Genomic DNA, 22624 nt, shown 5'->3' on the forward strand with positions numbered 1-22624 from the left:
TTCGCGAGGGCCGCCAGAGAGTGGGCCGGTAGAGGATCGATCGCCACCGCCGTCGCCCGGCCGGCCGGTGTCTCGTCTCATTCCGGCCGGGCAGGAGCGCCGCCTCATGGTCCGGACTGCCGTTATGATCGCCCTTGCTGCCACCGCGTTGGCCGCAACCCCGGCGCGAGCCAACCCGTTGATGTACGTCTACAAGGGTGCGGGCTGCGACGGCAAGGATCGGCTGCCTCGCTATCAGGGCGTGATGGGGCGCAAGCTCGATGGGGTGTCCGACTTCCTGTCGGCCGAAAGCTGGGCGCAGATGCAGAGCGGCGCGCAGTGGGCGCTGACCTGCTGGCAGAACCAGCCCGTTCGGCTTGCGCTCGGTGTACCGCTCGTCGTCAAGGGCGGTACGCTGAGTGCTGCCGCCGCGGGAGAATATGACGCCGAATTCCGCAAGATCGGCGAACTCCTCGTAGCCAAGGGGCGCGCCGATACGATCGTGCGGCTTGGCTGGGAGTTCAACGGCAACTGGTATGCCTGGTCGGCTGCAAAGGATCCGGTGTCGTTCGTCGGCGCCTTCCGTCATGTCGTCGGCGTGCTGCGCGCAGTGCCGGGCCAGCATTTCCGGATCGTATGGAATCCGTCGCTCGGCACCGGCACGAACACGCCGCAATCCTTGTGGCCCGGCGACGACGCCGTCGACCTGATCGGTATCGATATCTACAACCAGAGCTGGCGTCCGCAGGATACCGACCCGGCGACCCGCTGGCAGGGCTATCTCACCGCCAATTACGGCCTGAACTGGCTGGCGAGGTTCGCGGCCGAGCATCGCAAGCCGATCGTGGTTCCCGAATGGGGCACCGGCACGCGACCCGACGGACATGGCTATGGCGACGATCCGCTGTTCATCCACAACATGGCCGCCTGGATGCGCGCGCACCGTATCGCCTATGAAAGCTATTGGGATTTCACCGCGTCCGATTACGACGCCACGATGTCCGCGGGCAAATTCCCGCTGGCGCTGGCGGCCTACAAGGCGGAGTTCGCGCAGTGATCGGCCAGCCGACTTAGGCATAATAGGCCCCGTAGTCGGCGTGATCGCGATCGACATCGCCGTGGCCGAACGCAGCCAGCGCGCGCATGTCGACACGGGTTGCGATCACGCCGAGCGGCTCGATGTCGAGCGCGCGCATCCGCTTCAGAGTCGCTGCCGCGGTCTGGCTCGGCGTATCGTTCCAGCGCAGCACCATGAGCACCTCGTCGACCTGACGGAGCAGCAGCCGGGCATCGGTAACAGCGAGGGCAGGCGCCGCATCGAAGATCACCAGATCGAAGCGCTTTTCCGCCGCGGCCAGCAATGCAGCGATATTGGCCGCAGCGAAAAGATCCTGCCGATTCTCGGTCGTGTCGCCAGCGGGCAGCACGTACATGCCGCTCACCGGGTCGTGGATCAGCGCCTCGTCCAGCGTCGCGGTGCGGCGCAGCACCTGCACCATGCCGGCATGCGGCGGGAGACCCATCACCCGGGATACGGATGCGCGACGGATATCGGCATCCACGAGCAACGTCCGGCTGCCCGCCATTGCCGACGTCCGCGCGAGCGAGATCGCGAGCGTGGTCTTGCCTTCACTCGGCCGTGCGGAGGTTATGCCGACACTCGTCATGCCGGTACGGCCATTGCGTACCAGCGCGAGCCGCACGGCGCGTAGTTGCTCGGCGTAGAGCGACAGGGGACGCTCCACCGGGAAGTCGATCGGCGAAATCCCCTCTTCTCCGGGCCGTGCGATCGACGCGATTTCCGGGACATTGGCGATATGCGGCAGCCCAAGCTTTCGCTCGATGTCCGCCGACGAGATCAGCTTGCGATCGAAGGCTTCCGCGATCCACACCGCCGCACCCGCGACGATCGTCGCCAGCACCAGCCCGATCATCAGGATCAGCGGCTTGTTGGGCGACGTCGGTCGCTGCGGCAGCGCGGCCGGGGAAAAGATCCGCGCGTCCTCATCGGCGACAAGCGCCTGGCTGCTGATCAGGTTCTTGCGCTCGAGCAGGGCCTGGTAGGTAGCGCGCAGGCCATCTGCCTTGCGCTGGAGTTGCGACAGCTGGACCGAGGCGTTGTTGTCGTTGGCAAGGGTGCCGGTGGTGCGCGCGACGATACCGGCGGCGTTGGCGACCTGGTCGCGGGCGATCTGCGCGTTGGCGTTCAGATTGGCGAGCTGCCGGCTGGTTTCCGCCCCGATCGCCCGGTCGAGCGAGTCGAGCTGGTCCTTGGTCCGGATCAGATCGGGGTGGTCGGGCTGATAGCGGCCCTGCATGTCGGCATAGGTGGTCGCCAGCACCGCGCGCTGATTGCGCAACTGCTGGATGACGGGGGATTGCAGCACCGCGCCGACACCGCCGGTGTCACCCTTGCGCGTCTGCCCACGCGCGGTACTGAGTTTCGCCTGCGCATCAGCCAGTGCGGCCTGCGCTGCGGCCTGCTGTTGCTTGTAGAGCGACAATTCCTGTTGCGTGAAGGTCGCGCCCTGGCTGTCGAACAGGTCGTGCTGGGCGCGGTATCGGGCAACCTCGGTATCCGCGGCCTCCAATTGGATGCGCAAATTGTCCAGTTCGTTGCCCAACCCCCGGCCGACCTGCTCGACGGCGGCGCGGCGGGACTTCTCCTTCACGGCCAGATACTGGTGGCCGATCTGATCGGCGACCGCCTTGGCCAGCATCGGGTCCGACGACGTATAGGCGATCGAGACGACGCTGGATTCGCCGGGGCGGATGATCTTGGTCCCGCCGATCACGAGGCCTGTCGCCGCGGTTTCCCGATCGGTGCCGGGCAGCTTGGGGAGGCTTGCGGCGAAGACCGGATTGTCGACGAGGTTCAGCGCGCGGACGGTGCCGAGCGCGACGGCGGACGAGCGCATGATCTCGACTTCGGTCGCAACCGCGGTCTCGGCGGTGGACAGACCGGGCAGGACCTCCTTGTCCTTCTCCGACACGTTCAACTCACGCGAATTGACCACCATGCCCGCCGACGCGGTGTACAGCTTGGTCCGCGTGAACCCGTATGCCAGCACCAGTGCCAACGCGCTCGCGAATACCCCGATCGCGAGCCATTTCCGGTGACGTACCGCGGCGAATGCGTGGCGGATGCTGTCCATCGGATCGCCGATGGTCGCGGCCAATCGTCCCTTCGAACGGGGTTCGGCAGTCTGGCCGGAGCGGAAGTCGTCCATGGCGTTCACCTTGTCAGCGTCAGGCCGATCGTCGCGCGGTTGTCCTTGAACGCGCGGTAACGATCAGTGCCGTTGGAGGATTGGTCGAGCCGCTCGAGGCCGAACTTGAGCCCGGCATAGCGGTTGATACGATAGGTCGCGCTGGCCTTGGCGCTGATGCGACCATCGGTGCGATCGAGGTTGTTGAAGCGACTGTCCTGATATCCGATCGATGCGGACAGGATCAGTTGACGCAGCCATTCGTGATCGACCTGGATGCTGCCCTGCGTCGACAGATAGCCGCCCGAGCCTGGAATGCCGGAGTCGAGCACCGATCGGTTGCCCCTGATCGTGACGGTCGTTAGCTGGGTCGGGAAGAACTGCACCGTGGCGTTGAAGCCGAGGCCACCGAGATCATTGTAGAAGGGCAGGCGGAAGCGCTGCTGGATATAGCCGACGCCGATGCTGCCGCGGATCAGCGCGGCCGGCTCGAAACTCACGCCTGCGAGCAGTTCGAACCCTTCCGAATTGCGCTTGGGCGTCTCGATCGTGCCGACCCGGAACCGGCGGACATTGTAGCTCGCGCTGGTGAACCACGCGATCGACGGCGTCTGCGCGTAGGACGCACGCATGCCGACGCGGTAGCTGGTATTGTCGCTCGGCTGGTAGTCCGCGATCGTGCCATCGGCGAGTTGGCCGTCGCGGAAATCGAAGCGGGCCACGCGCGCCGTCGCCGAGAGTCGCAGCTTGTTGAAATCATGCGCGAGCAGCATCGCGCCCGATTGCTGCGTGTAATAGATCGGCTTGATCGTTTGCGAGAAGATGTCCTGCGACAGGCGCGACTGGTGAATGCCCTCGGCACGGATCGCAGCCGTCAATGCGGTCGCGTGATCGAATTCGTAGACGCCGCGGCCGGTGACCGAATAGTCGGCGACGTTCTCGGTGCTGCGGTTCAGATACCGGTCGATCTTGCCTCTGGCATCGAGGCTGAGGCTGTTGCGCGCCCATTGCGACTGCAGTTGCGCCCGTGGCTGGATGCGCAGCAGGCCGTCGGTGACCCTGTCATCCTGCGTACCGAAGATATTGTCGTCGTAGAGGCCGGTGATCTCGACCGACGGCGCAAGCTGGAAACCGCCGAGCGGGATTCCCGGCGCGACATAGCCGGGCTGCACGCGCTCGAGTACGGCTGTATGGCGTGTGTCGATCTGGGGCTTTTCCTCGGGCAAGAGCGGCGCCTCCTGGGCATGGACCAGATGTGGACACACCATCGCACTGCCCAGCACGCCAGTGCGAGCGGCGTGACGAAGCCAAGACGGTGTACGGCGGGACACGGCGGCTAGAAGTTTCGCTCTCGGATCCGGACGGTATCGCCGGGCTGTACGATCACGTCCGCGGTCAACGGCTCGCGTTGCTCGGCGGCCTGTCCGGTATGGCGGATCATCACGGTCTTCTGGTTCGCGCGATAGGTGAAGCCACCCGCCGTCGCGACGGCACCCAGCACCGTCATCCCCGATTGATAGGGGAACTGGCCCGCCTTGTTCACTTCGCCGAGCACGTAGATCGGCCGCGAGGCGATCAGGTCGACCACCAGATGCGCGTTCTTGAAATACCGCGCCTGAAGCGTCTGCGTCAGCGTGGCCGAGAATTCGCCGAGCGTCTGCCCCTGCGCCTTGATCATGCCGACCAGCGGAAACGAGATGTCGCCTTCGCTGTTGACGGCATATTCGCCGGTGACACCCGGTTCGTTGTAGACATTGATCCGCAGTCGATCGTCGGGCGCGAGCCGGTAGACATAGGCGGCGGCGGGCGGTGCTCCGGCCGGAGTCGGCGCGATATCGGGGGTGCAGCCGGTCAGCCAGACCGCAGCCGCAAAGGCCGCCGTCCATGTCCTTGCGACATGCCGGTTCATATCGCCTCTCCGCCACGTTCGGCACCACGAACGCGCTCAATCTCGGTATCGATCATAGGTTTCCTTGTTCGAAACTGGAGCACCTTGCGCTTCAGGAAGCCCGCCCCCCATGCAAGGTGCATCGTCGCCAGTGCCGGTGCGGCCATGAGCGCGCCGAGCCACCGCGCCTTGACCGCGAACACGGCCGAGGCGGCAAGCAAGGCGAGTCCATATGACAGCGGGATGACGAGAAGCGCGGGCAGCAGGGTTGCGCCAAGCAGGCTGAACCCGATCGCCAGCGTGATCGCAGGAGGCAGCATCTGTCGCACGCGCAGCCGCTCGCCATGTTTGTGGCTGTTACGCGCGCGACCCGAGCCATAGCGGAAATATTGCCTGGCAAGACCGCGCAGCGTGTTCCGTGGATAATAGATCACCGGGATCGTCGCATCGAGCCAGATCCGGCCGTCCAGCGCCCGCAGCCGCGCATCGAGCTCGGCATCCTCGTTCGCCTCGAAACTGGTGTCGTACCCGCCCGCCTGCTCGAACAGAGTGCGACGGAAGGCCGCGTGATGACCATGATCCACCCAGCCCGATGCGCCACCCATGCGGTGTGCCGAGCCGCCCGTGCCGATGCGACTGTTCTGCGCGATCGCCACCGCGCGCTGGAAGCGGCTATGCCCTCGCGTCGTAAGCCCGACGACGACCGAGTCCGCGCCGCTCGTCGCGAGCGACGTCAGCAGTCGCGCGACATAGTCCTGTGGGTACGACGCATGCGCGTCGACGCGAACGAGGATGGCGAAGCGGGGATCGGCCGCCGCCGCCGCACGATTCATGCCGGCAGCCTGAATGCGCTCTGGGTTGTCGATCAGCCGAACGCGGGACGCGCGATCGGCGACATCGGCCACGCATTCGCGCGTGCCGTCGCGGCTGCCGCCATCGGCGACCAGGATCTCGCCGACCACGGAGGACGGTTCGCGCAGAAGCGTGTCGAGCAACGCCTCGATATGGGCGATCTCGTTCAGGGTGGGAATGATGACCGTCGCGGTCATGCTGCACGGCTTTCCGGTCGTAACGCCTCGACGAAGCGCGTGCTGGAACGATCGAGGCCGGTATCGTTGAGACGGGCACCGACATGGCTGCGATACTCGGCGATACCGGATGGCGTGATGGCACGCGCCATCGCGCCGGCAAGATCGACATGCGCGAAGTCGACCCGATTGGCAGACGGCAGATAGGACTGGAAGACGTCTATGTCCGACGCCAGGATGGGGATGCGATAGGTCATCGCCTCCAGCATCACCAACGGCACGCCTTCCCACCGCGACGGCATCAGCAGCAGATCGGCCGCCGCCAGGGTCGCATGGGGGGTGTCGGTCCACCGCGAACAGCGAATGTCGACCTGACCGGCGAGATCGTGCCGCAGCCGCTCGATATCCGCTTCACCCTCGCCCGAGCCGACGAACAGGAAGATCCAGTCGCCGAGCCGCGCCGCGGTCCGCCGGATCGCGTCTGCCAGCGCATCCAATCCCTTTTGTCGTACGTCGAGGCGGCCGAGGAACAGCGCGACGCGTGGACCGGGATCGAGTCCGAGCATCTCCCGGGCCTGCGCACGCGCGGGCACCGGCGGCGGTGCGACGATGTTGTCCGCCACGACGATGGGCGCGCTGCCACCCGCGGCGCGAACCTGCTCGACGACCGCGGTGCTCGGCACGATGAAGCGATCCGGTCGACGATACAGCCGGCGGCGGACCCAATCGCCGGGTACCGCGCTGCGACCCAACGCCGCCATGCCGTGCGCCATCGGCACATAGCTGACGACAAAAGCGTCGCGGGGCGCCGCGAGCAGCGGAACGACGCAATTCTCGATGCGTCCCTGCAACAGCAACGTCGTGGCGGGACGCAGGTCGGCGAAAGCATCCCGCGCCGCGCGCGCGTAAGCCCGCCGGAACCCTCCGAGATAGGGCTCGGCGCGTGCCTTGGTGAAGACCCAGGGCCTCACCTCGAACCGATCCGAGACATGGGGTTGCAGGCGCTCGGCCAGCTTGGCGTTGGCAGTCGGATACCGCACGACGATGCGGTCGAACTCACCGCTCTGCACGAGTGCCGGCAGGAACCGCAGGAACATCGCTTCGTGCCCGCCAAAGTCCGGGCTGTCCTGGAAGATCAGGAGGGAGCGGCTCATGATACGGCGCCCGGTCGGCGATCGGCCAGCGCAGCTTCGTAGACGGTGCGGGTCAGTGCGCCGATCTGCGTCCAGTCGGGCATGTCCGTAGCGGGTCCGGTGCGCGGATGTCGGCCGATCGAGTCGATGATCGCGCCCGCCAGTGCGCCAAGGTCCGCGGGCGGCACCAGGGCGCCTGCCGCACCGCCGGTACCGATCATCGTCCGAAACGCGCCGATGTCGCTCGCGATCAGCCAGCGGTCGAGGTCTGCCACCAGATGCAGCACACCGCTCGCATCGATCGTCCGGTAGGGGAAGACGAACGCGTCGGCGCTCCGGAGCAAGCCAGCCATCGCATCTTCGGACAGTCGTCCGGCACGCACGGTAAAGGCGGCGCCGAGGTCCAGTTCCCTGGCGCGGGCCAGAATGGGCTCGATCGGGATCTGGACTTCGCCGGCGACGATCACCTCGAGGCGATCGCGGACCTGCGGGTCGATCAGGCCGAGCGCTTCGACGAGCAGGTCGACGCCCTTATACGCCTGCATCCGTCCGAACAGCACGATCCGCCAGCGACGCGGCTCGACGCGAGGCTCGGGCGCCGCCGCGCGCAACGGCAGGACGCCGTGCGGCACGACGTGGACCCGATCCTCGCGCAACCCACGCGCGACCAGCGCATCGCGTCCCTGCTCGGTGTGCACGATCAGCCGATCGAACGCCGCCAAGATGGCGGTGTAGCCGCTGCGTTGCGCAGCGCTGACCGGGCGACCGTTGAACGGCTCGATATCGTGGACCGTCAGGATCACCGGGCGGGTCCGCCGGATACGGCGGACTGCACGCAGATCGAGCATCGGCAATGCCGCCCACTGAAAGTGGACGAGGTCGAAACGCGCCGCCTCCCGCTGGAGACGCCGCAGTCCGACGGCATGCTCGACACCCTTCAGTGCGCGCCATACCGATCCGACCCGACGCCTTGGCCCATCCGTGTACGGATAGAAGAAGGGCAATGTCGGGATCGCTGCGAGCAGATCCTCCTCCATCGGACGCAACGCGCGCGTCGCCCAGTTCGGTCGGATCGCATTGGCCTGCAAGCCGTTCGACAGCGCCGCGTCGTACGGCGCAGTGAACAGCGAGGGATCGACGAGCAACACCGATCGTATCGCGCGGTGGTCTGCGCGATCGTCGGCCGCAGCGTCGAGGTGGAGAGGGAAATCTCGGACGAGATCCTGGCGAGCGGGGGGCGCGGCGGTGCTCAGAACGACCCCTTGCTGGCAAAAACTGCCGGCACGGTGCGGACCATGATCCAGATATCGCCACCCACCCAGCGCGTCCGGCTGTAGATCGTGTCCATCGCCACGCGTCGCCGATAGCTGATGTCGTTGCGGCCACTGACCTGCCACAACCCGGTGATGCCGGGACGCATGGTGCAGTAGAATTGCATGTACCGGCCGTACCGCTCGACTTCGGCCGGTACGATCGGTCGCGGACCGACCATACTCATATGGCCCCAGACGACATTGATCAGCTGCGGCAGTTCGTCGAGGCTCGACTTGCGGAGAAAACGCCCGAGAGGGGTGATCCTCGGGTCATTGCGCAACTTCTGATCGAGCGCCCATTCGGCCTGCGCTTCAGGATTCTGTTCAAGATGTCGGCGCAGCCTCACTTCGGAGTCGCGGACCATCGTGCGCAGTTTAAGGCACGGAAACATCCGGCCGCCGCGACCGATGCGCCGATGGATGAACACCGGAGAACCCCCGTCCTGCAGAGAAATCGCTATACAAAGCAGTACCATGACGGGCAAAAACACGAGCAACGCGCTGGTGGAGAAGATAATGTCGACCAGCCGCGACAGGTTGCCATCGACCTTCCGCATGACACTGAAGTTGCTTGCCGACTTACTCGAGGCATCAGGTCCCGAGTGCACTCTAACGCGAGTGCGTACATTGCCATAAAATGTCATGGCCGCACCTCATTGACTGCTGTTTGTTGTCGCACTGCAATATCGCAGAGGTGCTAGCGGTTGGCTAGCGTATTGAGCGCCCGCTATCTCACCTTTACCTCTATCTACCGCATTGCAGCATGAACTTGGGAGCGTAAGGCGCTGAACAATGTTGTCAGTAGAGCAGTAGGGAGGTGGCCTTACTTGCGATCGTTTGAAGCGTCGTGCGCTGAATTAACCATATTCTGGAGCAGTCGTAGTATTTCGATAGAAGGCTAATCGCTTGATTATCCTGAAAAATACGGCGAAATCGGCGTGGTCGAGCCGTACTGGCAGGGAATTGGCACGGCGCGCTCGCCGCGGCGCAATCCGCGATGCGTATCCGAAACCGCCAGCAGGATCCGAATCGCTCATCTCGCCTGCTCCGGCGACGTCATGAACCGCTATCATCCGATCGCAGCGAGCTTTCGACACGCTGTCGCAACGCCGTATCGACGGTGATGTTCGACGTCGCGCACCGATCGTGGTCATCGCCTTATGTAGCAGGCCGCGTGGGGGGCAGCCCGGGATCACGACCGCTGCGCGCAGCGTCATCCCGGGCCCTTTGTCCTAGCGCGGAACCGCCTTCAGGCCGTCTCGCTCACCGTCGCGGCCTGACCCACGGCGATCGCGCTGAGGTTGACGATCCCGCGCGCGGTCACGCTCGGCACCAGCATCTGCAGCGGCTTGGCGAGCCCCAGCAGCATCGGCCCCATCGGCGCCGATTCGGTCGAGGCCGACAGCAGCGACACCGCGATGTTCGCCGCGTCGATATTGGGCATCACCAGCAGATTTGCCGACCCGGTCAGCGGGCTATCCCCGACCAGCCGCCGCCGCAGCGCCTCGGACAGAGCCGCATCGCCGTGCATCTCGCCGTCGAACTCGAACTCCGGCGCGATGTCCTTGAGCAACGCATGGCCTGCGCGCATCTTCTGCGCGGACGGCGACCGCGACGCACCGAAGCTCGAATGCGACAGCAACGCGGCCTTCGGCTCGATCGCGAACGCGCGGACCGCTTCGGCCGCGAGCATCGTCATCTCGGCGATCTGCTCGGCGGTCGGATCGACCGTCACGTGCGTATCACAGAAGAACAGGCTGCCCGTCCGCAGGATCACCGCCGACATCGCATACAGCCGCGACACGCCCGGCATCCGCGGCAGCAGCGGCATGACGTACGTCATCTGCGTCCACCAGTCGCCGATCCCGCCACACAAGGCCGCATCGACGCGTCCTTCGCGCAACAGCATCGCCGCCGCCACGCTGGGCCGCGTCCGCAGCGCCCGCTCGGCGCTGTCCGGCGGTGTGCCGCGACGGCCGACCAGCGCGCTATAGCCCGCCAGCAACGGCTCGAAGACCTCACGATCGGTAGCCGGATCGAGCACCTCGACGTCCGTGCCGATCGTCATGCGCAGACCGCTCGATTCGATCTTTTCGGCGATCACCTCGCGCCGTCCGATGAGCACCGGCCGACCGATGCCCTCGTCAATTACCGTCTGCACCGCGCGCAGCGTCCGCGGGTCCTCGCCCTCGCCATACGCGATCGAGCGCCCCGCCTGCTTGGCGCGCGCGAAGATCGGCCGCATCAGCTGGCCCGAGCGATACACGAACACTTCGAGATCACGCAGATACGCGTCGAAATCCTCGATCGGCCGCGTCGCCACGCCCGAATCCATCGCCGCCTTAGCGACCGCTGGCGCGACGTGCAGGATCAGCCGCGGATCGAACGGCTTCGGGATGATGTAGGTCGGCCCGAACACCGGCGTCGCGCCGCCATAGGCGGTAACGACCACGTCGGACGCCGTAGCCCGCGCCAAGGCCGCGATCGCGTCGACCGCTGCCACTTTCATCGCCTCGTTGATCTCGGTCGCGCCGACGTCGAGCGCCCCGCGGAAGATGAACGGGAAGCACAGCACGTTGTTGACCTGGTTCGGGAAATCCGAACGCCCGGTCGCGATGATCGCATCGGGCCGCGTCGCATGCACCAGCGCCGGCTGGATCTCGGGCTCCGGGTTCGCCAGCGCCAGAATCAACGGATCGGGCGCCAGCAGATGCAGCCACTCCTGCTTCAGCACGCGTGGTGCCGACAGGCCGAGGAAGATATCCGCTCCCTCCAGCACGTCCGGCAACGTCCGCGCGTTCGTCTTGCGGGCATAGCGCGCCATGTTCGGCGGCATCACGTCGCCGCGATCGGCATGCACGACGCCGGCGATATCGGTCAGCGTCACGTTCTCGGGGTTGAGCCCCATCGACACCAGCAGGTCGACCGTCGCCAGCGCCGCCGCGCCCGCGCCCGACGTCACCAGCTTCATCTGGTCGAGCCGCTTGCCGCGCAGTTCGAGAACGTTGCGGACCGCGGCGGCACACACGATTGCGGTACCGTGCTGGTCGTCGTGGAACACCGGGATGTTCATCACCTCGCGCAGCTTCGTCTCGATCTCGAAGCATTCGGGCGCCTTGATGTCCTCGAGATTGATCCCGCCGAACGTCGGCTCGAGCACGCGCACGGCTTCGATGAACGCCTGCGGGTCGAGCTGATCGATCTCGATGTCGAAACAGTCGATCCCCGCGAACTTCTTGAAGAGCACCGCCTTGCCCTCCATCACCGGCTTCGACGCCAGCGCCCCGATCGCGCCAAGGCCCAGAACCGCGGTCCCGTTGGTGATGACCGCGACCAGATTGCCCCGCGCGGTATAATCCCGCGCCTTGTCCGGATCGGCGGCGATCTCCTCGCACGCAGCGGCGACGCCCGGCGAATAGGCGAGCGCCAGATCGCGCTGGGTCGCCATCCGCTTGGTCGCCTCGACCGAGAGCTTACCGGGCTTCGGATAGCGGTGATAATCGAGCGCGGCCTTGCGGAAATCGTCTTCCATGGTCTTCCTAACCTGTCGGCCGCGGCGGCGACCGGGTTGAGCGCGCAAGCAAAGCTCGCGGCGACTGTTCAAGGGAGCGCATAGCCGCAGGGGAGGCGATCCGCCAACCCCGCGCGGACGTAGCGTCGGTTTGGTTGGGGGGCAGGGGGCAGCGTCACCTATCAGGCCACCACCCATCAGAGGCCCCCCCGGCGAAGGCCGGGGCTCAATTGGAACGTCGGACATAACTAAGCGCGGTCCTTCGTTACCACCGCCCCTCAAATTGGACCCTGGTCTCCGCCGGGGGGGCAGAGGAGGACGAACCCTCCACGATCCTACCCCGCCAGGGGGAGGTGGCACCGACGGTGACGGAGGGGGAGGGCCACGCAACATACGTGTTCGCTTCCCGCCCCCTCCGTCCGGCAAGTGCCGGCCACCTCCCCCTTGCGGGGGAGGATCGAAAATCGGCGATTCCACAAATCTCCTGTCCTACAACGAACCAATATGGTTCGCTCCCCCCGACAAAACCCGGGGAGCCAACCATGACCATCCACGCCCTAATCGACGCCGTAATCGACCGCGAAGGCGGCTACACCAACCACCCCGCAGACCGAGGCGGCCCCACCCGCTACGGCATCACGCAAGCCGTAGCCCGCACCAACGGCTACCCCGGAGACATGCGCAATTTCCCCCGCGCGAAGGCCAAAGACATTTACAGCCGCCTCTACTGGACCCGCCCCGCCTTCGATCAGATCGCCCCCCGCGCCCCCAAAATCGCCGAAGAACTCTTCGACACCGGTGTCAACATGGGGCCCAGCGTGGCCGCCACCTTCCTCCAACGCGCCCTCAACGCGCTGAACCGGGGCGCCTCCGACTACCCCGACATGACCCTGGACGGGCGCATCGGTCCAGCAACATTAGCCGCACTCGATGCTTTCCTCGCCCGCCGAAAACCAGGCGGCGAAACCGTGCTCCTGAAAGCGATCGAAGCCCTCCAGGGCGAACGCTACGTCGCCCTCGCCGAGACCCGCCCCGCCAACGAAGCCTTCCTCTACGGCTGGCTCGCCAACCGTACCTGACGCCCCTGCGAAACGCTGCCAGCGTCTATACTTTCTATACTTCACTTTTGCCGGAGGCAGCCAATGACCCCGCAACCCCTTGATCCAGCACCCGATCCCGTCCCGGCCGACCTTTGGGTCAGCAGAGCCCGGCCGACCTTCCTCTACGTCATGTACACACTGCTGCTCGGCGCGATTCCCGCCGGCCTGATCGCCGCAGTCAGGCCACAAATGGCGCAGGCCATCGCGGCAGGCATGGCGGCGTACCTCAACGCGATTCCCGAACCGCTCTACGCACTCTTCGGGACCGGCTATCTCGGCTACACGGTGGCCAGGGAATGGGGGAAGGGGCGCTAACCTCCCCCTCCGTCATCCTGACGAAAGTCAGGATCCAGAGCCGAGGACGTCAACCTGCGTTACCCTGGATCCTGACTTTCGTCAGGATGACGGGGAGGGCGCGCGATAAGCGGTCGTGCCGTGGCGGTCCGACCGTTGCACCCCCAAAACCAAACCCTACATCGCTGGCATGAGCAACGACCCCCACGCCATGCCGACATGGCACGGCACCACCATCCTCTCGGTCCGCCGCGGCGGCAAGGTCGTCGTCATCGGCGACGGCCAGGTCTCGATGGGCCAGACCGTCATGAAACCCAACGCGCGGAAAGTGCGCCGCCTTGGTGACGGCAGCGTCATCGGCGGATTCGCCGGCGCGACCGCGGACGCCTTCACGCTGTTCGAGCGCCTCGAGCGCAAACTCGAAGCGCATCAGGGCCAGCTTCTGCGCGCCGCGGTCGAACTCGCCAAGGACTGGCGCACCGACAAGTTCCTCCGCAACCTCGAAGCGATGATGATCGTCGCCGACAAGGACGTTACGCTGATCCTCACCGGTAACGGCGACGTCCTCGAACCCGAAAACGGCGTCGCCGCGATCGGCTCCGGCGGAAACTACGCCCTGGCCGCGGCCCGCGCGCTGGTCGAATACGAGACCGATGCGGAGGTCCTCTGTCGCAAGGCAATGCACATCGCCTCCGAACTCTGCGTCTACACCAACGACCGCCTCACGGTCGAAACGATGGACAGCACGACCTGATGCGAAAACGCGCCGCCTAAATCCCGTCACCCCAGCGCACGCTGGGGTCTCCCCGTTTTAGAGCGTGCCCTCGCGGCACGAGATCCCAGCTTTCGCTGGGATGACGAATTGGAAGCCATGAACGACCAGCTCACCTCCAAGGCAGCCCTGTCTCCTAAACAGATCGTCGCCGCACTCGACGCCCACATCATCGGCCAGGCCGCTGCAAAACGCGCGGTCGCCGTCGCCATGCGCAACCGCTGGCGCCGCCAGCAGCTCAGCGAAGACCTCCGCGACGAGGTCACGCCCAAGAACATCCTGATGATCGGACCGACCGGCTGCGGCAAGACCGAGATCAGCCGCCGCCTCGCGAAACTCGCCGACGCGCCGTTCGTGAAGGTCGAGGCGACCAAGTTCACCGAGGTCGGCTATGTCGGCCGCGACGTCGAACAGATCGCCCGCGACCTCGTCGAGGAAGCCATTCGCCTCGAAAAGGAACGCCGCCGCGTCGCCGTCAAGGACAAGGCCGAGGAGGCCGCAATGTCCCGCCTGCTCGACGCGCTCACCGGCAAGAACGCCAGCGAGGCGACGCGCGAGAGCTTCAAGCAGCGCTTCCTCGATGGCCACCTCAACAACGCCGAAGTCGAGATCGAGATCGAGCAGGCCCCGGCCATGCCGTTCGACATCCCCGGCGGCGCGCCGCAGATGATCAATCTCGGCGAGATGATGAAGTCGTTTGGCGGTGGCCAGCAGCTCAAGCGCCGCAAACTCACGGTCCACGCGGCGTGGGACAAGCTCGTCGAGGAAGAGGCCGACAAGCGCCTCGACCAGGACGAGGTCAGCCGTGCGGCGCTGGCCGATGCGGAAGCCAACGGCATCGTCTTCCTCGACGAGATCGACAAGATCGCGGTCAGCGACGGCCGCGGCGGCTCGATCAGCCGCGAAGGCGTTCAGCGTGACCTGCTGCCGCTGATCGAAGGCACGACGGTCGCGACCAAGTACGGCCCGATGAAGACCGACCACATCCTCTTCATCGCCTCGGGTGCGTTCCACGTTGCCAAGCCGAGCGATCTGCTCCCCGAACTCCAGGGCCGCCTGCCGATCCGCGTCGAGCTCAAGGGCCTCACCGAAGCCGATTTCGTCGCGATCCTGTCCGACACCAAGGCGTCGCTGCCGCTGCAATACAAGGCGCTGATCGCGACCGAAGGCGTCGGCATCGAGTTCACCGAAGACGGCATCGCCGCGATCGCGCGCATCGCTGCCGAAGTGAATGCCGAGATCGAGAACATCGGCGCGCGGCGTTTGCAGACGGTGATGGAAAAGCTGCTGGAGGAGGTAAGCTACAACGCGGAGGATCGCGGCGGCTCGAACCTCGTCATCGACGGCGCGTATGTCGACAGCCAGTTAAAGGAAATCGCGCGCAACACGGACCTCAGCCGCTTCGTGCTGTAGGCAGGACACCGGTCGGTTTTGTATCCTCCCCACGCCAGGGGAGGTGGCGCCAAAGGTGACCGAGGGGGAGGACACGCAACGGACGTGACCCCTTTCCTCCCTCTCCGTCTGGCAAGGGCCAGCCACCTCCCCCTGGCGGGGGAGGATTGATTGTTACGATAGACGTCGGATAATTTTCGTTATGGGCGCCGTCAGGAGAAGATCATGGACGTGACCGAAGCCATAGCCGCTCGCCGATCCGTCCGATGCTTCCTCGACATCCCCGTCGACCCGCTTCTGCTACACGACCTGGCCGTAAAAGCATCGCGAGCAGCAACCGGCGGCAACCTCCAGCCCTGGCACATTGCCATAGTCCAAGGCGAACCGCTGGCCCGCCTCAAGGCAATAATGGCCGAAAAGATCGCAACCGGCGCCACCGAAACCCCAGCCTACGACATCTACCCGAAAGACCTCACCGCCCCCTACCGGGACCGACGCTACGCCGTCGGCGAAGCGATGTACGCCCACATCGGCATCCCCCGCGACGACAAGGCTGCGCGCCAAGAATGGTTCGCCCTAAACTTCGCATTCTTCGGGGCCCCGGCCGCGTATTTCTGCACGGTCGACAAGCGCATGGGCCCGCCCCAATGGTCGGACCTTGGCATGTACCTGCAAAACCTAATGCTGCTCGCGGTGGACGCTGGCCTTGCCACCTGCCCGCAGGAATGCTGGGCGATGTATCCGGAAACGGTTGGGACGTTTCTCGGGATACCGGAAGACCGCATGCTCTTCTGCGGCATGGCGATCGGCTACGAGGACAAGACCGCCCCGGTCAACGCGCTGCGCACCGAGCGCGCAGACGAGGCGGAATGGTTGACGACTATCCAGCCGTCATCCTGACGAAAGTCAGGACCCAGGGTAACGGAGGGCCGCCCTTATGGCTCTGGATCCTGACTTTCGTCAGGATGACGGGACTACAGAATCACCGTCACCGGCTTGGCGCCCTTGATCCCCGCGAGGATCATCGCTTCCCAAATCGCCGGATCACCCGCAGCGGCCATCGCCTTGTCGGGTTCGCGCAACGTCTTCAGTACGGCGAGCGCATCGGGCAGGTAATCGGGCCAGGCATCGTCGATCAGCCGCGACGCCGATTCGGCATCGCCGCCCGCGTTGCAACTGATCCGCTGTCCCGCCAGCACGCGCGCGACGCGTTCGGCAACGGGGGTCGTGGAAACGTCCATGTTCGCTCTCCTCGCGGGTCGGCATACAGCAAACCCGCGAGGCGAACGAGAGGCTTAGCGCGCCGGGCCCGAGCCTGCGCCGCGTGCCGGTCCGCGGTTGCCGCCGCCGGCAGGACGCCCGCCGCCAGCCGGACGACCGCCGCCGCCCTGGCCACCGGGACGCCCACCGCCCTGGGGACGTCCGCCGCCGCCCTGGCCGCCACGGCTCGCACCCGCATAGCTGCGGCCGTTGCTACCGGTGGGGTTGGCCGAATGCGTCGCGCGCGGACGTGCCGGATCGCGCGGACGATCGATCCGGACTTCGGGATCGGCACCCATCGTCTTGACGCGCGTCTGCTTGATCTGGTTCGACAGATTGACGAAATCCGCCGGCAGCGGCTGGACCGTCACCTTCTGGCGGGTGATCCGCTCGATGTCGCGCAGGTACGCCTTCTCGTCATCCGCGCAGAACGCGACGGCGATGCCGCTCGCGCCCGCACGCGCGGTACGGCCGATGCGGTGGACATACTGCTCTGCGACGTTCGGCAGCTCGAAGTTGATGACGTGGCTGACGCCCGAGACGTCGATGCCGCGGGCGGCGATGTCGGTCGCGATCAGGACCTTGACCTTGCCCTGCTTGAACTCGCCGAGTGCGCGCTCGCGCTGGCCCTGGCTCTTGTTGCCGTGAATCGCGTTCGACGCGATGCCGTTGCCCGCGAGCAGCTTCACGACGCGGTCGGCGCCATGCTTGGTGCGCGTGAATACGAGCGCACGGTCGATCGCAGGATCGGCCAGCGTGATCGTCAGCAGCGCCTGCTTCTCCGACTGGTTGCAGAAGGTGACATACTGGTCGACGCGCTCGGCAGTCGTCGCGGCCGGCTTCACCGACACCGTCTTCGGGTCGAGCAGGAACTGGCTGGCCAGCTCGCGGATCGCGACCGGCATCGTCGCCGAGAAGAACAGCGTCTGGCGCTTCTTCGGGAGCATGCGGACGATCTTCTTCAGCGCGTGGATGAAGCCCAAGTCCATCATCTGGTCGGCTTCGTCGAGCACGAGGATCTCGATCATCGACAGGTTGCAGAAGCCCTGCTCGATCAGGTCGATCAGGCGGCCCGGCGTGGCGACGAGGATGTCGACGCCGCGGCTCAGGTCCTGGCGGTTCTTGTTGATGCTGGTGCCGCCGAACACGGTGGTCACCGACATCTTGCTGAACTGGCCGTAGGCGCGGGCGCTGTCGGCGATCTGGCTGGCGAGTTCGCGCGTCGGTGCAAGCACCAGCATGCGGCAATGCGTCGGCAGGACGCGCTTCTGGTTTTCGGTCAGCCGCTGGATCGACGGCAGCACGAACGCCGCGGTCTTGCCGGTGCCGGTCTGCGCGATGCCGAGCAGGTCGCCGCCCTCGAGCAGGATCGGGATCGACTGCGCCTGGATCGGCGTCGGCTCGGTATAGCCCTTGGCTTCCAGCGCGCGGACGAGGGGCTCGGCAAGGCCGAGGTTTGCAAATGACATGTAGAGTCTCTCAAATGTGCCGGGCTCGCGAATCCACACAAGGACGCGCGAGGGGCGGTGGTGTTTTGACACCCCGCGTGAAAAGGGAAGCCCGTTGGAAACGACCGAGGCGGAGCCAAGACCTGTAAAGGTCCAATCACGCTGCATTACGCTTCGATGGCGGCCCTCTGACGTATCGCCGTCGAAAAGTCAACCTTCGGCGCGGGTCAGCGCGCCGCCGCAGGGTCAGCCACGGATCTGATCGAGGTGCAGATAGCGCTCGTTGAACTCGGCCGCATCGCGCAGCCCGGGCCAATCGACCACGCTGACCTGACGCTTTTTCCGCGCGATCAGCCCATCGGTTTCAAGCGATTTCAGTACGCGGTTGACGTGCACCGGGGTCAGCCCGAGCGCATCGCCGAGCTGTTCCTGCGTCATCGGCAACTCATAGGCCATACCGCCGACCAGCGCCGAATTCCTGAACCGCACGGAGAATTCGCACAGCAGGTGCGCCAGCCGGCTGCGGGCATTGCGCCTTCCGACATTCAGCAGCCACTCGCGGTGGATCGATGCCTCGACCAGCGCATCGATCCACAACGCCTGGCCCGCCGCCGGGCATGATTCGACGAACAGGCGCAGCGCCGGGATCGGCACCTCGGCCAGCGTCAGCCGGGTCAGTGCCTGGATGTCGTGATCGGATTCGTTGAGGAACAGGTTCTGCAGGTCGACGAACTCGCCGGGCATCAGGATCGATACGATCTCGCGCTCGCCATTGGGGGTCAGCTTCTGCCGATAGGCGAGGCCATCAAGGATGAACGCGCACCGCGTCGGACGCTGGCCCTCGCGCAGCATATAGGTCGACGCATCGATCGTCCGCATCTTGAACGGCAAGGCGGCAATCTGGGCGCGATCGTCCGCCCGCAGTTCCATCCGCGACTCGAACTTCCGAATAACCTGTTCAGTCACGGTGGACATATCCACGTGCACTCTCCGCATCCAGGGCAGGAGCACTCGTTTCTCGCTGTCACCCTCTCTGGGATAGCGCGTCGCCGGGCCGTGCACCTTATCCCAGGATTGAGCGGTCCGACAAAACCCATGTTACATTGTGAGTGTGATTATTCTGCCAGCGTGGCCGGTCGAAGGCGCCCCGCGGCATGGGTTCAGACGTGCGGTGAGGCAGGTGCGCTGCTGGAGGTGTTGCCGGGCGCGTCGCCGACCTCGTCGCCGGCCTCGTCGATCATGACGGCGACAGCCAGCAGAACTCGTCCCCGGTCGTTTCGCACCGCGACGCTAAAGTGCGCGCCGTGGCGTGCGATGGCCGGATGGTCGCTAAGATAATCGCCCGCGAAGATGACCGCCTGGACGCGCGCTTCTTCGTCGTTCGCCAGATCGGTGCCGTCGTCGTCATTGACGGGTTTGTGGTTGTCGATGTCGAAGAAGTATCTGGGCATGCTCGACTTCCTCAACCGTTACGCAAGCTCGACAATAACAGGCCGTCAATCGCTCCGCTCTTACCAAAATCAGTTTCTGTGCACGGTGCATGCTCGACTTGAACTGCGTCGCGAGCGTAGGATGCGTGCAAACAATAGAGGATCAGCCGCATGAAACTGGCCAGCCTGAAGCATCCCGATGCCATCAAGGGACGAGAGCGCGGACGAGACGGCAAGCTCGTCGTCGTCTCGAACGATCTCGCATGGTATGCCGATGCGAGCCATATCGCGCCGACGTTGCAGGCCGCGCTCGACGACTGGGATCGGCTGTCGCTCGATCTCAGGAACCTGTCGACCGATCTCGAACACGAGATGATCCCGATGCGGCGCTTTCACGAGCATGACGCCGAGTCGCCGCTTCCGCGTGCGTATCAATGGGCCGACGGTTCGGCGTATGTGAATCACGTCGCGCTGGTCCGGCAGGCGCGTGCGGCGGAGATGCCCGACAGCTTCTGGCACGATCCGCTGATGTATCAGGGCGGCTCGGACGGTTTCCTTGGGCCCCGCGATCCGATCCCGCTCGGCGACGAGGCGTGGGGCTGCGACATGGAGGGCGAGGTCGTCGTCGTGACGGGCGACGTGCCGATGGGCGCGACTCGTGACGAGGCGCTCGCGGCGATCCTGCTCGTCGGGCTGACCAACGACGTTAGCCTGCGCAACCTGATCCCCGGCGAACTCGGCAAGGGCTTCGGTTTCTTCCAGTCGAAGCCGGCGAGTGCCTTTTCGCCGGTGTTCGTGACCCCCGACGCGCTCGGCGACTGGTGGCAGGACGGCAAGCTGCACCGAAAACTGATGGTCGATCTCAATGGCCAGCCGCTCGGTCGCGCGGAAGCCGGGGAGGATATGACGTTCGATTTCGGCACGCTGGTCGCGCACGCGGCCAAGACGCGGAAACTCGGCGCAGGCACGATCGTCGGCTCGGGCACCGTCTCGAACCGCGGCCCCGATGGCGGCCCCGGCAAGTCGATCGGCGAGGGCGGCGTCGGCTATTCCTGCCTCGCCGAAGTCCGCACGATCGAGACGATCCAGGGCGGCAAACCGATCACGCCGTTCCTCAAAAAGGGCGACGTCGTGCGAATTTGGGCGGAGGACGACAAGCGCCACCCGATCTTCGGCGTGATTGAACAGACCGTTGAATAGATAGCCCGCTCCTCCTTGTTTCCCCGCGAAGGCGGGGACCCAGTCTGGGCTCCCGCCTTCGCGGGAGAACAAGGAGTTGGCGGAATGGCCTGCGTAAGTGTTTCGGCCGGCCCGTAATTTCCACCCGGCCATCGTAAGCCCGAAAATCCCCTCGCAATCGCTGTTGAAATTTAATAACACGCTTCGGTAAGAGTGTTCCGCGGTCACAGCGGCCTCATGGAGATGGAATGACGATGGCAAGCGAGCATCCGCGCGCCAATTTGCAACCGCTCACGTTGCATATCCCCGAGCCGAAGTTCCGCCCCGGCGACGCGGTGGACTTCGCCGAAGTCGACGTGCCGCCCGCCGGCGAGGCGCGCCGCCCCGATACCGCGGACAAGGCGTCCGACTTCATCGATCTCGCCTACACCCTGGTCCGCGTGCTCGACGACGACGGCAATGCGGTCGGGCCGTGGGATCCCAAGCTGTCGCCCGACGTGATGCGCCGGATGTTGCGCAGCATGGCACTGCTCCGCGCGTTCGACGAGCGCATGTTTCGCGCGCAACGCCAGGGCAAGACCAGCTTCTACATGAAGGCGCTCGGCGAGGAGGCGGTCGCGGTCGCGGCGGCGTATGCGCTCGATTACGAGGACATGTGCTTCCCCTCCTATCGCCAGCAGGGTCTGTTGATCGCGCGAGGCTGGAGCCTCGTCGACATGATGAACCAGATCTATTCGAACACGGCCGACAGGCTCGGCGGCAAGCAGCTGCCGATCATGTACTCGGTCAAGGAAGCCGGCTTCTTCTCGATCTCGGGCAACCTTACGACGCAATACCCACAGGCCGTCGGCTGGGCGATGGCGTCCGCCGCCAAGGGCGACACGCGCATTGCGGCGACCTGGTGCGGCGAGGGCTCGACCGCTGAGGGCGACTTCCACTCGGCGCTGACCTTCGCGACGGTTTACCGCGCGCCTGTGATCTTCAACATCGTCAACAACCAGTGGGCGATCTCCAGCTTCTCCGGGTTCGCCGGCGCCGAGGCGACGACCTTCGCGGCGCGCGCGGTCGGCTACGGCATCGCGGGGCTCCGGGTCGACGGCAACGACGCGCTCGCGGTCTACGCCGCGACCGAATGGGCCGCCGAGCGCGCCCGCACCAACCAGGGCCCGACGCTGATCGAGCACTTCACCTATCGCGCGGAAGGCCATTCGACCTCGGACGATCCCGGCCAGTATCGCAGCGAAGGCGAACCCAATGCCTGGCCGCTCGGCGATCCGATCAAGCGCCTCAAAGACCACCTCATCGCGATCGGCGAATGGGACGACGACCGCCACGCTGCGCAGGACAAGGAACTCGCCGAGCAGGTCAAGGCGGCGCAGAAGGAAGCCGAGAAGAATGGCATCCTCGGCCACGGCCTCCACCAGCCGCTCGAATCGTTGTTCGACGGCGTGTTCGAGGAACTGCCTTGGCATCTGAAGGAGCAACGCCAGCAGATGCTCGACGAGGAATCCGCGAGCGGCCGCCCATGGGATATCAAGGCATGAGCGCGTTGATGTCCACGACGTGTGCCTGCCCGCTCCCCCGCGTCGCTCCACCCCCATCCGTCATCCCAGCGAAAGCTGGGATATCCCGGTTATCGAGCGTGCCCTCGCGGCATGAGACCCCAGCTTTCGCTGGGGTGACGAAGG

The 22624-nt window shown here is 65.5% G+C and carries 19 protein-coding genes and 1 pseudogene; 8 read left to right on the top strand and 12 right to left on the bottom strand.

Annotated elements, in window-relative coordinates; all coding sequences use genetic code 11:
- Nucleotides 1–124: 124 nt before the first annotated feature.
- The gene (locus SPHN_RS08360; RefSeq protein WP_248522680.1) at nt 125–1036 is read left to right on the top strand and encodes a glycoside hydrolase family 26 protein; all 912 of its coding nucleotides are present in this window, start codon (nt 125–127) and stop codon (nt 1034–1036) included.
- A gap of 13 nt (nt 1037–1049) precedes the next feature.
- Here SPHN_RS08360 and SPHN_RS08365 read toward each other — a convergent pair whose 3' ends face one another.
- The 8 genes from SPHN_RS08365 to SPHN_RS08400 form a co-directional block, all read right to left on the bottom strand.
- The gene (locus tag SPHN_RS08365) at nt 1050–3209 is read right to left on the bottom strand and encodes a GumC family protein (protein WP_248522681.1); all 2160 of its coding nucleotides are present in this window, start codon (nt 3207–3209) and stop codon (nt 1050–1052) included.
- 5 nt (nt 3210–3214) lie between these two features.
- Complete coding sequence (locus tag SPHN_RS08370; protein ID WP_248522682.1) at nt 3215–4456, bottom strand: outer membrane beta-barrel protein; 1242 nt, start codon at nt 4454–4456, stop codon at nt 3215–3217.
- Between the two features lie 68 nt (nt 4457–4524).
- The gene (locus tag SPHN_RS08375; protein ID WP_248522683.1) at nt 4525–5097 is read right to left on the bottom strand and encodes a polysaccharide biosynthesis/export family protein; all 573 of its coding nucleotides are present in this window, start codon (nt 5095–5097) and stop codon (nt 4525–4527) included.
- A complete protein-coding gene (locus SPHN_RS08380) occupies nt 5094–6125 on the bottom strand; it encodes a glycosyltransferase family 2 protein (protein WP_248522684.1) in 1032 nt (343 codons plus the stop codon). Before SPHN_RS08380 ends, SPHN_RS08375 begins: the two co-directional genes overlap by 4 nt.
- Nucleotides 6122–7258 (bottom strand): glycosyltransferase family 4 protein, encoded by a 1137-nt coding sequence (locus SPHN_RS08385; RefSeq protein WP_248522685.1) that lies wholly within the window; start codon nt 7256–7258, stop codon nt 6122–6124. Before SPHN_RS08385 ends, SPHN_RS08380 begins: the two co-directional genes overlap by 4 nt.
- Nucleotides 7255–8382 (bottom strand): glycosyltransferase family 4 protein, encoded by a 1128-nt coding sequence (locus tag SPHN_RS08390; RefSeq protein WP_248522686.1) that lies wholly within the window; start codon nt 8380–8382, stop codon nt 7255–7257. Before SPHN_RS08390 ends, SPHN_RS08385 begins: the two co-directional genes overlap by 4 nt.
- A gap of 104 nt (nt 8383–8486) precedes the next feature.
- Entirely contained in the window at nt 8487–9107 is a 621-nt protein-coding gene (locus tag SPHN_RS08395; RefSeq protein WP_248522687.1) for a sugar transferase, read from the bottom strand.
- Nucleotides 9108–9799: 692 nt separating this feature from the next.
- Nucleotides 9800–12082, bottom strand: a complete 2283-nt coding sequence (locus tag SPHN_RS08400) for an NADP-dependent malic enzyme (protein ID WP_248522688.1) — start codon at nt 12080–12082, stop codon at nt 9800–9802.
- 521 nt (nt 12083–12603) lie between these two features.
- On the opposite strand from SPHN_RS08400, the gene SPHN_RS08405 reads away from it, so the two are divergent.
- From SPHN_RS08405 to SPHN_RS08425, 5 genes and pseudogenes are all read left to right on the top strand, one after another.
- Entirely contained in the window at nt 12604–13140 is a 537-nt protein-coding gene (locus SPHN_RS08405) for a glycoside hydrolase family 108 protein (RefSeq protein ID WP_248522689.1), read from the top strand.
- Between the two features lie 108 nt (nt 13141–13248).
- Nucleotides 13249–13476: pseudogene (locus SPHN_RS08410) on the top strand (3TM-type holin); the annotation flags it as partial.
- Between the two features lie 190 nt (nt 13477–13666).
- Complete coding sequence (gene hslV, locus SPHN_RS08415) at nt 13667–14209, top strand: ATP-dependent protease subunit HslV (protein ID WP_056053053.1); 543 nt, start codon at nt 13667–13669, stop codon at nt 14207–14209.
- A 117-nt stretch (nt 14210–14326) separates the two neighbouring features.
- Complete coding sequence (gene hslU / locus SPHN_RS08420) at nt 14327–15640, top strand: ATP-dependent protease ATPase subunit HslU (protein ID WP_248522690.1); 1314 nt, start codon at nt 14327–14329, stop codon at nt 15638–15640.
- A 204-nt stretch (nt 15641–15844) separates the two neighbouring features.
- Nucleotides 15845–16519 carry a nitroreductase gene (locus tag SPHN_RS08425; protein WP_248522691.1) on the top strand — a complete coding sequence of 225 codons (675 nt, stop codon included), beginning with the start codon at nt 15845–15847 and terminating at the stop codon, nt 16517–16519.
- 74 nt (nt 16520–16593) lie between these two features.
- Here the strand turns inward: SPHN_RS08425 and SPHN_RS08430 are convergent, their stop codons facing one another.
- The 4 genes from SPHN_RS08430 to SPHN_RS08445 form a co-directional block, all read right to left on the bottom strand.
- Nucleotides 16594–16860 carry a hypothetical protein gene (locus tag SPHN_RS08430; protein WP_248522692.1) on the bottom strand — a complete coding sequence of 89 codons (267 nt, stop codon included), beginning with the start codon at nt 16858–16860 and terminating at the stop codon, nt 16594–16596.
- A gap of 54 nt (nt 16861–16914) precedes the next feature.
- Nucleotides 16915–18348, bottom strand: coding sequence for a DEAD/DEAH box helicase (locus SPHN_RS08435; protein WP_248522693.1), 1434 nt, complete (start codon nt 18346–18348; stop codon nt 16915–16917).
- Between the two features lie 225 nt (nt 18349–18573).
- Nucleotides 18574–19302 carry a Crp/Fnr family transcriptional regulator gene (locus SPHN_RS08440; protein ID WP_248522694.1) on the bottom strand — a complete coding sequence of 243 codons (729 nt, stop codon included), beginning with the start codon at nt 19300–19302 and terminating at the stop codon, nt 18574–18576.
- Nucleotides 19303–19487: 185 nt separating this feature from the next.
- Nucleotides 19488–19778 (bottom strand): DUF6894 family protein, encoded by a 291-nt coding sequence (locus tag SPHN_RS08445; protein WP_248522695.1) that lies wholly within the window; start codon nt 19776–19778, stop codon nt 19488–19490.
- A gap of 150 nt (nt 19779–19928) precedes the next feature.
- Between SPHN_RS08445 and SPHN_RS08450 the strand changes: the two genes are divergently transcribed.
- Both SPHN_RS08450 and SPHN_RS08455 read left to right on the top strand, forming a co-directional pair.
- Entirely contained in the window at nt 19929–20957 is a 1029-nt protein-coding gene (locus SPHN_RS08450) for a fumarylacetoacetate hydrolase family protein (RefSeq protein WP_248522696.1), read from the top strand.
- Between the two features lie 233 nt (nt 20958–21190).
- Nucleotides 21191–22480: a thiamine pyrophosphate-dependent enzyme gene (locus tag SPHN_RS08455; protein WP_248522973.1), complete on the top strand. Its 1290-nt coding sequence runs from the start codon at nt 21191–21193 to the stop codon at nt 22478–22480.
- The last annotated feature ends 144 nt before the right edge of the window (nt 22481–22624 follow it).

Source organism: Sphingomonas faeni (genome assembly GCF_023195535.1).
GTDB classification, from domain to species: Bacteria; Pseudomonadota; Alphaproteobacteria; order Sphingomonadales; family Sphingomonadaceae; genus Sphingomonas; species Sphingomonas faeni_B.